Consider the following 13,230-nt stretch of genomic DNA (forward strand, 5'->3'; position numbering starts at 1 on the left):
ACCTTTGAAAAAGCAGCATACAACAGCTTTTTCAGGGGTGTGGTGTATAGTTTCATCGGGTGTTCTCGGGGATATCACAGGGTAAATTCAGTGTAATACAACTTTAACCTACTTATAAAGCAGATATAACACACTTACACCACCAGTAGCGAACGGGGGTGTAAGTGTGTTATATCTGCTTTGTAAGTGCCGAGAGGTTGTATTAGGATGGGATTACTTTGGGTTAGCGTATACTCAATGGGAACTTGTTCATACTCCTTGTTTATTTCCGAAAAGGGCGATGTGCAGACGATCGCAGTAGCGCCAACCGTTCTGAATGCAATGTTCCAAGGTTTTCGGGATGGTGAGTTGTAATTCTTTTGGAGTGGCTCCCATGGGCATAAGTAGAATGTCTTCCTGTTTCCAATCCTGTAAACGGGAGAGTAGTTGTTTGATTTCCGTGATGTCGGACTCGCCGGAGTAAACGAATTTGAGTTGAAAATCCTTCCCGTGTTCCCGTGCATGGGTGATAAACGATTGAATGGCTTCCCGGTTCAGGCGGATGCGGTCGTGTTGTTCGGCGTGGGGAGGGGGAGGAACGGAACCCGACAGCTTGGGCGACATACTGAAAAAATCGAGTTCCCGGGCGCACGCCTCGTCGTAAATCGTGGCGTTGGTTTCCACGGTGATGTGGAACGGTGCCACGGATTTTAGCCGACGGCATAATTCTGCCACGATTTCCGCTTGCAGGAAAGGCTCGCCTCCCGTAACCACGATATGATTGATATTTCCCCGGTTATGGCGGATAATTTGCACGATTTCTTCCGTGTCGAGCGTGAATCCGTCTTTTACGTGATAGGCTGCATAAGCCGTGTCACATTCGCATATGCCTCCGGATAACGTCCTCCACGTGCAATGGAGATTGCAGCCAGCCAACCGGACAAATAGGGACGGGATGCCGTTTAATTTTCCCTCGCCTTGAATGGTGCCGGGGACGTGTAAACCCGAGGCTGGCAATTCTTTCAACAGTTTGCCCTCCTTATCTTTCGTGATGGGGAAAATGCCGTCTTTAGCCAGATGTAGTTTCATCTTGTCAACTGTTTCCACCATTCGTCGCTTTTCCATTCTTCTTGGATTGCCTTGGAAAAACGGATATCGTGAGTGTCGAAATCAACCAGTCGTAAATCTTCCCGGAATGCCTCGGCGTACCCGGTAGCTGTTTCGTGTACCCGCACGGAAGCGAGTTGCACGTTGCCTTCCCCGTTCTTGTGTTCCGTGTCGTGGAGAATCTTGTCGATCAGGTAGAGCAGGAGCAGGGCGTATCCCTCGGCAGAAGGGGAAACGGGAATCTCAGCCACCCGGCGGTTGTATTTGTACACGAAGGATTTCAGTTCTTCCGGTTCTTCCCGCCACAGCGAGTAAGTGTGGTCGAAACTGTCCACGAGTTCTTTCACTTTATCGAGCAGCACAAAGTCCATTACCATATAGCCCTTGTCTAACTTATCGGAGGTGATAAATACTTCCACGATATACGAATGCCCGTGTATATTCTCCCGGCAACGGTGTGATGAGCAGTTACGTACGATATGCGCCCCCTCGAATTTGAATAACTTCCTGATAAGCATGTGTTAATTTTAGATTTTTTAATTTTGCATTTTCAATTTTCAATTTTCAATTGTAAGCGGGTCTTGTAGTCCGGCTTCCTCGAATGCTTTGGCTCGGAGAAGGCAGCTGTCACATTTGCCGCACGGTTTTTCGCCTCCCCGGTAACAAGTCCACGTGAGACTGTAATCAACCCCGAGGCGAGTGCCCCAGCGAACTTCGTCGGCTTTGGTCATATGCATGAATGGGGCGTGGAGGGTGATCTTTTGTTTTTTCTCGGCACCGAGGACGGTTCCCAGGTTGATGGTCTGTTCCATGGAACGAATAAATTCTTCCCGGCAATCGACGTACCCGGAGTAATCCACTTCGCTGACCCCAATAAAAATATCCGCTATATCCAGGGCGTCGGCGTAGGATGCTGCCACGGAGAGAAATACCATGTTGCGTGCCGGGACGTAGGTCGCCGGGATGGTGGTGCGGTTGATGTCCCCGTCGTCAATATCCATATTCTCGTCGGTGAGGGAACAGCCGTCCCATTGGTTTAACATCAGTTGCACAAATTTGTGTTCCTTAACCCCGGCTGCTTTTGCCACAGCTTTAGATGCCTCTATCTCCTTATCGTGTTTTTGCCCGTACTCGAAAGTAATGGCGTACAATTCATCAAATCCCTGCTCTTTGGCAACGTACAACGCTGTCGATGAGTCCAATCCCCCGGATAGTAAAACAAGTGCTTTTTTCATGGTTTTCTCCTGTCAATTTATACGGCAAAGGTAAATATATTTCAGACATTGAACAATTCAGATGGGGCGGAAGAGAGAAATTCTTCAAAAGAAATTCTATCTGTCCCTTGTTTAGCAAGGCACCTTCTTGTTTCGCTCCATGAGTTTCTGATCCACATGCGATCGGCTGCTGGTAAATATGTTGGGATTGTATGTATGCGATTAAGAATCGGGAAGTTGTGTTTTTTTTTTATTTGAATTGTTGACAAAAAAGTCTAATTTTGTGAAGGATATTATGAAAGGAAGTAGTGTAAGTGTATGATTGTAAATATTTATATGCATGCAAGATAAAAAAGATAGATTTTTGCAACAACTGAATGCTAAGGAGGTGGAGGCTTTCAAGGAATTGTTCCGAGAGTTTTATGGAGTATTGGTACAATTTTCTGTGAATTACGTGGGGCAGCAAGATGTGGCGGAAGATATCGTGGAGGATGTATTTGTTTCCCTGTGGGAAAAAAGTATGCGTTTTCTGACTTATAACGCTTTTCGAAGTTTCCTTTATAACTCGGTGCGGAATGCAAGTTTGAATTACTTGAAACATAAGAATGTGGAGGAGATATATCTTGCATCTTTAGGAAATGAAAAGGAAACAGAAGATGATGTAGATTTGAAAATCATGGAAGAGGAATTGTATCGTTTATTATTCGATACGATAGATAAGTTGCCGGAGAAGTGTCGGAATATATTTTTGTTGCATTTGGAGGGTAAAGGGAACGAAGAGATTGCTACTCTTTTGAAATTATCGATATTGACCGTTAAAACCCAGAAGAAGCGGGCAATGCAGTTTATACGGAAACATTTGGGTGACGTGTATTTTTTGTTGCTTTCCATGGGAATAATTTGAATTTATTATTTTCCCCTGTAAAAAATAAAATATTTTGTACCTCTTTTTTCATATCTTGTTGTTTTAAGTATAAAATGATAAGATATGGATGATCGTAAGTTTAAAATTGTTCGTTTGATGTATCTTTATTTGTCGGGAATGATAACCGAGGAGGAGAGATTGGAGTTGCGGGAATGGATTGATGTATCATCGAGACATAAAGCTTTATTTGATAAAGTGAATGAACGACAGAACCTTGGTAATAAGTACAAGGCTTGTAAGAGTGTAAATAGTGATGTTGCCTTCAAACGTTTTGGGAAGCGTGTTGGAATAAGATCCCGTGGATGGTACGTGTGGTTGAAATATGCGGCGATGTTTGTGTTGCCTTTGGGTATTGCTTTGGCTATATTCATGAACAAGCAATATGAGAAAGAGATTGTTTCGGTGGAGGCAAATGTTGTTCCCGGGAAAACAAAGGCGACATTGATTTTGTCAGATGGAAAGTCTGTTTTCTTGCAAAAAGATTCTGTTTTAGATATTGTGGTAGATCAGGGTATGAATGTCAAAACGACGCCCAAAGGAATAGATTATTCAAAAATAGATGACGGAAGGGAAACGATGCGGTATAATACTTTAAAGACTCCTCGCGGGGGAGAGTTTAATGTTACTTTGTCGGATGGCTCGGTTGTACATTTGAATTCTGCCACGACTTTGAAGTATCCGGTACGTTTTGATAAGGAAAAACGAGAGGTGTATGTGTCGGGTGAGGCGTATTTTGAAGTGAAAAAGGAGATTGCCCGTCCTTTTTACGTGATCGTGGACGACGTGAGAATTCGAGTGTACGGGACATCTTTTAACGTGAACACGCAACACGTCGGAGAGGTGCAGGCTGTATTGGTGGAAGGAAGTGTGGGGATTACAATTAACGATGGCGGAAAGGAATACAAGATGTCTCCTTCGCAGATAGCGATATATAATAAAGAGAGCGCGAAAGTGGAATTGAAGAATGTGGACACGACTCCTTACGTGGCGTGGAAAGACGGGTATTTTGTTTTCGAAGAACAAAGTCTAGAGGAAATTATGAATACATTATCGTTGTGGTATGATGTGGAGGTGTTCTATGTGAATGCCGAATTGAAAAAGTTGCATTTTACCGGGCATATGAGAAGATATGAACAGGTTGATAACATTTTAAAAGCGATAGGAGGTGCTGTTGGTGTAACGTTCTCCATAAAAGAACGAAGCATTTGGATTTCAAAATAATTAAAGAAAAACCGGAAGGTATTCGAGCAACTTCCGGTTTCACATAAATGAATCGATAAAAGATTTTCGAGCGTCTTTTATCGTAATATAAATTTCAAATACAAAGTTATGCAAAAAAAATGGTTATTTACTTGTCGTTTACGACATGGTTGGCAAAAAAAATGGTTAATTATGAAACTATGTGTGCTATTGATGTTCGCTTTTTCTTTTACTATGGTAGCCAACACGCACGCCCAACAAGAGAGAGTGAATTTGGATTTAAAAAATGTATCAATTAAAAATTTATTTGGGGAGATTCGGAAACAGACAGCTTTGTCTTTCGTTTTTAACACGGAGTTGGTAAGAAATATGGGGCGTGTTTCCATAAAAGCGGAGAACGAAACCGTGGAATGTGTGTTACAACGAGTACTTGTAAATTCTGGATTGACGTATCGTTTTGAGGGGGATATAATCGTGATTTGCGAGCAGACAGCAGTCTTGGTCAAAGATGAAAAGAAAGAGGTCACAATCGTGGGAAAAGTCGTGGATACGAAAAAAGAACCGATGCCGGGGGTGACTGTGCTTTTGAAGGGTACTTCTTTGGGTACAGCTACAAACGTGGATGGTAATTACAAGTTAACGATTCCCGACATGAAAGATATTGTTCTGGTATTTTCGTTTATCGGGATGGAAACTCAAGAGGTGAAGTACACGGGACGAGATACGATTAATGTGACTTTGCAGGAGCAGGCAGAAACTTTGCAGGATGTGGTGGTCACGGGTATTTTCAAGAAAAATAAGGAGAGTTACACGGGTGCCGTACGGGTGGTGACAGCTCAAGAGTTGAAAAACTTCAAAGGACGTAACCTAATCGCATCACTGGCCAACATCGATCCGGCATTTAATTTGATTGCCAATAACGAATTCGGTTCCGACCCGAACCGCTTGCCGGAAGTACAAATCCGTGGTGCGGCCAGTTTGCCGAATATCAGTGAATTGCAGGACAATACTAGCGTGGATTTGAACACTCCGTTAATCATATTGGATGGATTTGAAACCACGTTGCAACGCATGATGGACTTGGACGACAATGAAGTGGCCTCCATCACGATTTTGAAAGATGGTTCAGCAACAGCTCTTTATGGTTCACGGGGGGCCAACGGGGTCATCGTGATCACGACCAAAGAACCCGAGGCTGGGAAATTGAAATTCTACTACAAAGGGGAAATGAATATCGAGACCCCCGATTTAAGTGACTATCATGTATTGAATTCCCGGGATAAACTACGTATAGAAGAGCTGTCTGGTTATTATCATACCACGACGTTGGGACCGGATTATGAGATTCAGTTTCAAGAATACCGTAATGCCGTGTACAAGCAAGTGGCCAAAGGAGTAGATACCGATTGGTTGTCCATTCCCTTGCGCACCGGTGTGGGACAGCGCCATAATTTAAGAATAGAAGGTGGAGACATGAGTTTCCGGTATTCGCTCTCTTTACAATACAATTTGACCGAAGGGGTTATGAAAGATTCCAAGCGGGAGAATTTTAACGGAGAGGTTAATCTGTCCTACAAACATCAAAACTTGATATTCAGCAACCGCCTGTCCATCGGTTTGAATAAAGCCGCAAGTTCACCTTATGGTGATTTCTCCACTTACGTGAAATTGAACCCGTACTGGGAACCTTATGACGAGCAAGGCCATGTGCGTCGCTATTTCACGCCGTATAACTGGGGATATTGGGCAAACTCATCCGGCGTAGACGGCGAAAAAGGAGTAGCCAACCCGCTGTATGATGCGACATTGAAGACATACAATAAAAGTAATTACACGAACATCACGAATAACTTCTCTATCGAATGGACACCCGTTCCGTCTTTAACCTTTCGGGGACGTGTCGGTATTTCCGGACAGATGAACGAATCGGATAATTTTAAACCGTCCACGCACTCTAGTTTCGTTTCTTACACGGGAAAAGACATCGCCCGGAAAGGAAGTTACCAATATGGCACAAGCAAGGACTATCGGTACGAGGCGAGCTTCACGGCGAATTACAGGGAATTGTTCGGGGGAAAACACTTGGTATACGCGGGTCTTAATGCGGAGATGAGCGAAACCATCGGACGCTCGTACACGTTCAAGGTAGAAGGTTTTGCGGACGAATCTATAGACTTCATCTCCATGGGACTTCAATACGAAAAAGACGGCAAACCTTCCGGCTCCGAATCCAAATCCAGACGGGTAGGTTTAGTCGGGAACGTGAACTACTCGTATGACAACCGTTATTTCATGGACTTCAATATCCGCACGGACGGTTCCTCGCAATTCGGTTCATCCAAACGTTTCGCACCGTTCTATTCCATCGGATTGGGATGGAACATCCACAACGAACCTTTCTTCAATAACAATCAATACATCAATCGATTGAAATTGAGAGCTTCATACGGAGTGTCCGGTAGCCAGCAATTCAGTTCTTACCAGGCCATGGAAACGTACTCTTACTACGTGGGCGACCGCTACAACATTTGGATGGGAGCTTACCAGATGGCATTAGGAAACAAAAATTTGAAATGGCAAACCGTGGACAAGTATAATGCCGGGTTTGAAGGTGAATTCCTCAACAGCCGTGTAAGCTTGGATTTGGACGTTTACTTGGAAAAAACGGCGAGTTTGTTGTCTTCCTTGGAGTTGCCCTATTCCAACGGTTTCGACAGCTACACCGAGAACATCGGGTCGGTCGAGAACTCCGGTTTTGAGATGAAAGCCAGCGTATGGTTGTTGCGGGACACGGAGCGGAAATTGATGTGGTCCGTCACAGGTAATATCGCTCACAATAAAAACAAAATCACGAAATTGTCCGAGGCGATGAAGGCTGCCAACGAGAAATTGGCTAAAGTAAGCGGCTCCAATCCCAACCGAATATTGCGAGAAGGGGATTCTCAAGACGCCATTTACGCTGTTCCCTCTTTGGGTATAGACCCCAGTTCGGGAGAAGAAATTTACTTGAAAAAGAATGGAGAGGTCACGAAACTATGGAATCCGGACGACCGAGTGAAATGTGGTATTTCCCAACCCAAATACAGGGGAAACTTGAGCACCATGGTGCGTTACAAAGACCTTTCGCTGAACATGTCATTCGGTTACCGGTGGGGCGGTCAACTCTACAACCAGACCTTGATCGATCGCGTGGAGAATGCCGATAAACGCTACAACGTGGACGACCGCGTGTTCAAGGACCGTTGGCAAAAGCCAGGAGACAAAACCTTCTTCAAAGGGGTGAACGTGACAACGACATCGAACTATTCCTCCCGTTTCGTGCAAGACGAAACTTCATTCTGGTGCCAGAACATGAATTTAACGTACGAATTCAGGGATTGGGCTTGGATGCGTCAATGCGGTATATCTGTCATCAACGTGACGGTAGGAACCGGCGAATTGTTCTATTTATCGACAATCAAACAGGAAAGAGGACTCGCTTATCCATTTTCCCGGCAGTATAGCATGTCATTGTCTGTTATGTTTTAAAAAAGAAGATTATGAAAAAGATATTTTTAATAGCAGTAATATTATCGGGAATTCTTTTTCCCAGTTGCAATGATTGGTTGGACGTGAATCCCCGTACGCAGATCAGAAAAGATGTCTTGCTGGAAACGCAGAAAGGATTCCGGGATGTGCTCTCCGGGGCTTATATCCGCTTAAAGAGTGACGGTTTGTATGGTGGCGAAATGACATGGGGCGCCATCGAATACTTGGGTAAACACTGGGAACCTACTGCCGGGCAGACGGATCAGTATATACAGCAATATAATTATACGAACAGTTCGGTCAAAGACAGATTCGCAAATATTTTCAAAACCTACTACCAGGCAATCGCCGACGTGAACAGTATCTTGGAAGTGATCGACGACAAAAAAGACATTTTCACGACAGGAAACTACGAGCTCATCAAAGGTGAAGCTTTAGCGATTCGTGCGTTTTGCCACTTGGACGTGTTGCGTCTTTTCGGTCCCATGCCGACAGGTGAAATTAAGGAAGACAAAATATTGCCTTACGTGAAGACCGTCACTAATGAAATCCATGATCACTCCACTTACGAGCAATTCGTACAACTCTTGTTTGAGGATTTGAATGAGGCAGAGGAGCTATTAGGCAAGGTGGATCCGATATTGAGCTATTCGATCGATGAATTGAAGGATGAGACGACGTGTGACGTGGAGGATGATTATTGGACTAGCCGACAAGTACGCATGAATTATTACGCGGTATTGGCATTGAAAGCGAGATTGTACCTGTGGACACAAGACAAAGCCAACGCGGCTCTCTACGCGAAGAAGGTGATTGATGCGAAAGATGCCGACGGTCAAAAGATGTGGACCTTGGCTGATGGAAGTACGATGGAAACGGGCGACTTGGCTTGTGCCTCGGAGAGCATCTTCGGTTTGAGCGTGTATAACTTGGACACGAAAGCGACCGGCACTTTTGATTTGACCGGGAACGGGAAATACGCGGGATGGAATTTCATTTACTATGTGTTCCCGACCAACGAGAGCGTGGCAGACGTTCGGCGCAGCAAGCAATGGGTAGACTTAAAGAAAAACGGTCAAGATATTTATGTTTGCAAGAAATTCTACCAAACAGAAAGAGATGCAAAAAACGAGATTCCATTGATTCGTTTGACGGAGATGTATTTCATCGTGATGGAAGCCACCACCTCCGCGACAGAAGCAAATCAATTATACGGGGAGTATGCCTCCACAAGGGGAGTGAGCAGCAATGTTGACCTGACCTCCAACCGGGAGAACGTGTTGAAGAAAGAGTTTAACAAAGAGTTTTACGCCGAGGGGCAAATGTTTTTCTTCTACAAAAGAACAGGGGCAACTTCTGCGCTCGATTACAGTCCGTTGAAACCTGAATCGTACGTGGTGCCTTTGCCCGAGAGAGAAATAATCTATAACAACAAATAATTTTGACGAATATGAAAAGTATATATATATTATTCGTGGTGTTGATGCTGGTCATGCAGGGTTGCAGCGAAGCAGATTTGAAACTTTATAGCGACGAGCCCAGGGTCTACCTGGGAGGCTACACGAGAGAAGCCTCAACCACATTCTATTATGACGAGGCCGATGTGGTTCGTGATACGCTTTACATTCCCGTGGAAACCATGGGAGGCCCGAGGGATTACGACCGGGCGGTCGCCATCCGGCAAGTGACCGTGTACGACGTGGAGTACACCATTGAAAATGGTGTAAAAGTGGATTCCACGGTCACGAAAAATCCTTATAACGCCATTGCCGGCAAGCATTTCGTCTCTTTTGACAGCGAAGAGGCAAAACAGCTGATGGTCATCCCGGCAAACGAAGTGAAAGCCTTCATTCCCGTCATTTTCCTGCGGGATCCTTCTCTGAAAGAAAACGTTTATACCCTGAAGATTCAATTGGGCGATAACGACGAGTTTAAAATCGGAGGGGTAAAGAACGACGTGGAGTACACGCTGATTTGCGCTGATAAATTGGTCAAACCCAACTTCTGGGGGAATTATCCATACTCAGGTGGTTACGGGGCATTTGGAGAATACAGCACAAGAAAACACGAGTTCATGATTGAGGTGACAGGCGAAAAGATTAATGATGAATGGTGGAACACGAAAGTGTATGGGATTAGCGGAGCGCAAAATCACTACCAGGTAAAATTCAAAACCGCATTGGACCGATATAATAATGATCCTGCGAATATAGCAAGTGGAGCGGCGCCCATGAGAGAAGTAGAGGGAGATCTCTCCAGCAAATTAATCACCTTTAAATAAAGAACGACATGATGAAAAATATACATAATATAATCCGGTGGTCATTCTTCATGAGCCTGTTTTTCGTGGCGTGTTTCGAGGATGACAACAAGTATGATTACGCCGAGTTGAACAGCGTCACCATCGAGGGCATCGAGGAGAAATACTCGAAGATTTCGCACCAAGATATATTGTCCATCTCCCCGACCGTGACAACCGAATCCGAGGTGGAATACGTTTGGGAGCTTTGGACCTCTGTCCGCAAAGACGGGATTATCTACACCCCGGACACGATCGGGCGGGCAAAGGATTTGAACTATGAAGTCAATGAAAATCCGGGAACTTATTATCTGGTATTTAACGTGACAGACAAGGCGACAAAAGTAACCACCACGTACCGCAGCACCTTGGAAGTGAGCACCATCAATTCCAAGGGATGGTACTTGCTGAAAGATGAAGGTACCTCCGAGAAATACACCGACTACGACTTCATTTATGATGGCGGTCGTATTGACAACTGGATTGCATTCTACAACGACGGGAAGAAATTGAAAGGCGAAGCCGTGAAAAGCATCTTCTCGGCCAAATATTCAGATGCGACTACAGGCGGAGGCTACAGTAATATCGACGTGTTGATACCGGTCGCTAAAGAAGAACTTGCTGTCATGAACTTGAATAGTGGAAAAATCCAACTACCTATTGAATCATTATTCTTTGAATCTCTGGAGGTCAAGAATTTTCAAGATATTTATATCGCAAATGATGAAGTTACCGTAGACATGGTGAATGACTACACGGCCTATCGTTTCATTACAACCAATGCGACATCATTTTATCCATTATACGGAAATTATCGCCTTTCCAAAGCATTTAGAGCTTTACCAGGAACGACCTATTTCGATGACCTAAGCAAATCATTCGTGTATATCAACTATGGAAATTTCGCCCGCTTCGTGGAAAGTTCTAATGCTCCAATAAGTTGCAACAATATGGACGCCGATCTAATATGGTCAAGTTCTGTAAATCATAAAATACAAAACTTAAGTTGGCCGTCTTATGCTTTAATGAAAAAGAATTCTGAACCGGACAGTTACATGGTGGTAAAACTTAATTTAAATGGCTTTGGTAATGACAATCGCATAAGAAACGTGAATATACTTCCGGCAACATCAGGGCTACCCACGGCAGAAGCAAGAGCTGTGAATGCGAATTTCGGAGTAATTTATTTCGTGAAAGACCAAAAGTTGTATAAATATGTTATAGACAACCAGCACGAGGAAGCCATTCTGGATTTACCTGCCGGGGAAAAGGTTACTTGTATGCAACATATTATGTACCCCAATCCGATGAGTGAAACTTATGGTTCTGAGATAGACTGCTTCGCCATTGCCACTTACGCGAACGGGAAGTACAAAGTATGGCTGCACGAATTTGATGCTGACAACTTGAAACCGTTAAGTGAACCTACCTTCGAGGGGAACGGGCGTGTGGCTTGCATCAACTACGTGGAAAGTAGTTCTTCGAATTTCTTGTTTTAATGTTGTATTTTAATTGTTTTAATTGAAAATGAAAGGTACTTGGAGAGATCCGGGTATCTTTTATTTTGGCTTGTAAATTATATAGATATGAAACGTATATTTTTAATTATAGCATTTCTTTTTTCGTGCTTTTCGGTATTTTGTCAAGGAGGCGTGAATTTCGAGCACCTCACCTTTGAAGAAGCTTTAGCTAAAGCCAAGGCTGAAAATAAACTTGTATTCATGGATTGCTACACGAGTTGGTGTGGTCCCTGCAAATACATGACCGATAATGTTTTCCCCCGGAAAGAAGCCGGCGATTTCTTTAACCCGAGGTTTATTTCCGTGAAGTTTGACATGGAAAAGGGAGAGGGGAAAGAATTGGCGAAACGATTTCCCTTGAAAGCTTTCCCGACCTTCTTTATCATTCGTCCCGATGGCACCGTGCAACACAAAATCGTGGGTGGCGGGGATGTCGACAAAATTATCGCAAGAGTAGAACGAGGATTGAACACGAAGACTTCTCTTGATTATTTGGAAAAGATACATCAACAAGGGAAAATGAATAAAAAGCAATTGATGGCATACCAGATCGCGCTGAACGAGGCATTTGAAAAGGAAAAGAGTGCAGAGGTGGGAGAGAAATTGAATGCCCTATTGATGCGGAAAGATAAAATGAAAAAAGAGTATTGGCCAATTCTAGAGAAGAGTGTATATGGAACTGCAGATTATCAGCTTGTTTTAGATCACGTTTTGACTTTTTATAAGAATATAGGTAAAGAAAAAGTGGAACAATATCTGGTTAATACATTCACGAATCAATTGCGTTTTTCAGCGGATTCCGTGGAATTACTAAGAAAAATGCGAGGAGAACTAGCCAAACTTGATCTGTCGAATAAAACACTTTTAACCCGTGATTTGGAATTGAGGCTGGCTAGTGCAGAACGTGATGTTGAAAAAGTGATTGTTTTGGCCGGAGAGGTCGAGACAAACGAAAACGGAGAATTGTGGGCTACTATGAATGCGATTAATGCTATTCGGGAGAAAGCAACGAAAGAGGATTTGAATCGGCTTATTCGCTTGGAGGATAAATACATGAATATCGCTGGAAATAGTACCGATTATGTAGCGAATTACTTCGAGTCGCTTAAAATAGCGGCAAGCGTGGGCGTTTATTTTCAGAATCTGAGTTACGAGGAAGCTTTGGTGAAAGCGAAGCGTCAAGGTCGTAAACTATTCATTTGTTTTATGAATAACGAAGTTGCAATACTTGAACAAGAGAATGTCTGTGACTTGTTGAACAGAAACTTCCTTTGTTTGGAATACGATGTGAAAAAAGAAAAGGGACTTGAATTGGTTAAACAGTTCGGTGTAAATACATTTCCGACTTTTATTGTCGTGCTTCCAGATGGTTCTGTTCGTCAAAAAGTGGAGGATATTCATGATGTGGAAGAATTGAAATCGATATTTGTCGAATGAAAAAGAGGTGATTGGGGATAT

At 43.7% G+C, this 13,230-nt stretch carries 10 protein-coding genes; 7 read left to right on the forward strand and 3 right to left on the reverse strand.

Annotated features, from left to right (window positions below):
- Nucleotides 1-249: 249 nt before the first annotated feature.
- Genes BN8899_RS15765 through queC form a run of 3 tightly spaced genes read right to left on the reverse strand, consistent with a single transcriptional unit; the run spans nucleotide 250 to nucleotide 2,321 of the window.
- Nucleotides 250-1,104 carry a 7-carboxy-7-deazaguanine synthase QueE gene (locus BN8899_RS15765; protein WP_231932396.1) on the reverse strand — a complete coding sequence of 285 codons (855 nt, stop codon included), beginning with the start codon at nucleotides 1,102-1,104 and terminating at the stop codon, nucleotides 250-252.
- Complete coding sequence (locus tag BN8899_RS15770) at nucleotides 1,065-1,604, reverse strand: 6-pyruvoyl trahydropterin synthase family protein (RefSeq protein ID WP_065220116.1); 540 nt, start codon at nucleotides 1,602-1,604, stop codon at nucleotides 1,065-1,067. Before BN8899_RS15770 ends, BN8899_RS15765 begins: the two co-directional genes overlap by 40 nt.
- A gap of 39 nt (nucleotides 1,605-1,643) precedes the next feature.
- Nucleotides 1,644-2,321 carry a 7-cyano-7-deazaguanine synthase QueC gene (gene queC, locus BN8899_RS15775; protein ID WP_018336595.1) on the reverse strand — a complete coding sequence of 226 codons (678 nt, stop codon included), beginning with the start codon at nucleotides 2,319-2,321 and terminating at the stop codon, nucleotides 1,644-1,646.
- A 319-nt stretch (nucleotides 2,322-2,640) separates the two neighbouring features.
- On the opposite strand from queC, the gene BN8899_RS15780 reads away from it, so the two are divergent.
- From BN8899_RS15780 to BN8899_RS15810, 7 genes are all read left to right on the forward strand, one after another.
- Complete coding sequence (locus BN8899_RS15780) at nucleotides 2,641-3,204, forward strand: RNA polymerase sigma-70 factor (RefSeq protein WP_065220117.1); 564 nt, start codon at nucleotides 2,641-2,643, stop codon at nucleotides 3,202-3,204.
- Nucleotides 3,205-3,288: 84 nt separating this feature from the next.
- The gene (locus BN8899_RS15785) at nucleotides 3,289-4,446 is read left to right on the forward strand and encodes a FecR family protein (protein ID WP_065220118.1); all 1,158 of its coding nucleotides are present in this window, start codon (nucleotides 3,289-3,291) and stop codon (nucleotides 4,444-4,446) included.
- Nucleotides 4,447-4,617: 171 nt separating this feature from the next.
- The gene (locus BN8899_RS15790; protein ID WP_231932397.1) at nucleotides 4,618-7,953 is read left to right on the forward strand and encodes a SusC/RagA family TonB-linked outer membrane protein; all 3,336 of its coding nucleotides are present in this window, start codon (nucleotides 4,618-4,620) and stop codon (nucleotides 7,951-7,953) included.
- Between the two features lie 11 nt (nucleotides 7,954-7,964).
- On the forward strand, nucleotides 7,965-9,392 hold the full coding sequence (locus tag BN8899_RS15795) for a RagB/SusD family nutrient uptake outer membrane protein (RefSeq protein WP_065220120.1): 1,428 nt from the start codon (nucleotides 7,965-7,967) through the stop codon (nucleotides 9,390-9,392).
- A gap of 11 nt (nucleotides 9,393-9,403) precedes the next feature.
- Nucleotides 9,404-10,234, forward strand: a complete 831-nt coding sequence (locus BN8899_RS15800) for a DUF4843 domain-containing protein (protein WP_065220121.1) — start codon at nucleotides 9,404-9,406, stop codon at nucleotides 10,232-10,234.
- An 8-nt stretch (nucleotides 10,235-10,242) separates the two neighbouring features.
- The gene (locus BN8899_RS15805) at nucleotides 10,243-11,751 is read left to right on the forward strand and encodes a PKD-like family lipoprotein (protein WP_082987095.1); all 1,509 of its coding nucleotides are present in this window, start codon (nucleotides 10,243-10,245) and stop codon (nucleotides 11,749-11,751) included.
- 87 nt (nucleotides 11,752-11,838) lie between these two features.
- Nucleotides 11,839-13,209: a thioredoxin family protein gene (locus BN8899_RS15810; RefSeq protein ID WP_148375472.1), complete on the forward strand. Its 1,371-nt coding sequence runs from the start codon at nucleotides 11,839-11,841 to the stop codon at nucleotides 13,207-13,209.
- Nucleotides 13,210-13,230 lie beyond the last annotated feature (21 nt).

Source organism: Butyricimonas sp. Marseille-P2440 (genome assembly GCF_900091675.1).
GTDB classification, from domain to species: domain Bacteria; phylum Bacteroidota; class Bacteroidia; order Bacteroidales; family Marinifilaceae; genus Butyricimonas; species Butyricimonas synergistica.

Coding starts and splice junctions, on each gene's coding strand:
- BN8899_RS15800 (WP_065220121.1), top strand. CDS start 9,404: ATGAAAAGTATATATATATTATTCGTGGTGTTGATGCTGGTCATGCAG.
- BN8899_RS15780 (WP_065220117.1), top strand. CDS start 2,641: ATGCAAGATAAAAAAGATAGATTTTTGCAACAACTGAATGCTAAGGAG.
- BN8899_RS15770 (WP_065220116.1), bottom strand. CDS start 1,604: ATGCTTATCAGGAAGTTATTCAAATTCGAGGGGGCGCATATCGTACGT.
- BN8899_RS15810 (WP_148375472.1), top strand. CDS start 11,839: ATGAAACGTATATTTTTAATTATAGCATTTCTTTTTTCGTGCTTTTCG.
- BN8899_RS15785 (WP_065220118.1), top strand. CDS start 3,289: ATGGATGATCGTAAGTTTAAAATTGTTCGTTTGATGTATCTTTATTTG.
- BN8899_RS15765 (WP_231932396.1), bottom strand. CDS start 1,104: ATGGAAAAGCGACGAATGGTGGAAACAGTTGACAAGATGAAACTACAT.
- BN8899_RS15805 (WP_082987095.1), top strand. CDS start 10,243: ATGATGAAAAATATACATAATATAATCCGGTGGTCATTCTTCATGAGC.
- BN8899_RS15790 (WP_231932397.1), top strand. CDS start 4,618: ATGAAACTATGTGTGCTATTGATGTTCGCTTTTTCTTTTACTATGGTA.
- queC (WP_018336595.1), bottom strand. CDS start 2,321: ATGAAAAAAGCACTTGTTTTACTATCCGGGGGATTGGACTCATCGACA.
- BN8899_RS15795 (WP_065220120.1), top strand. CDS start 7,965: ATGAAAAAGATATTTTTAATAGCAGTAATATTATCGGGAATTCTTTTT.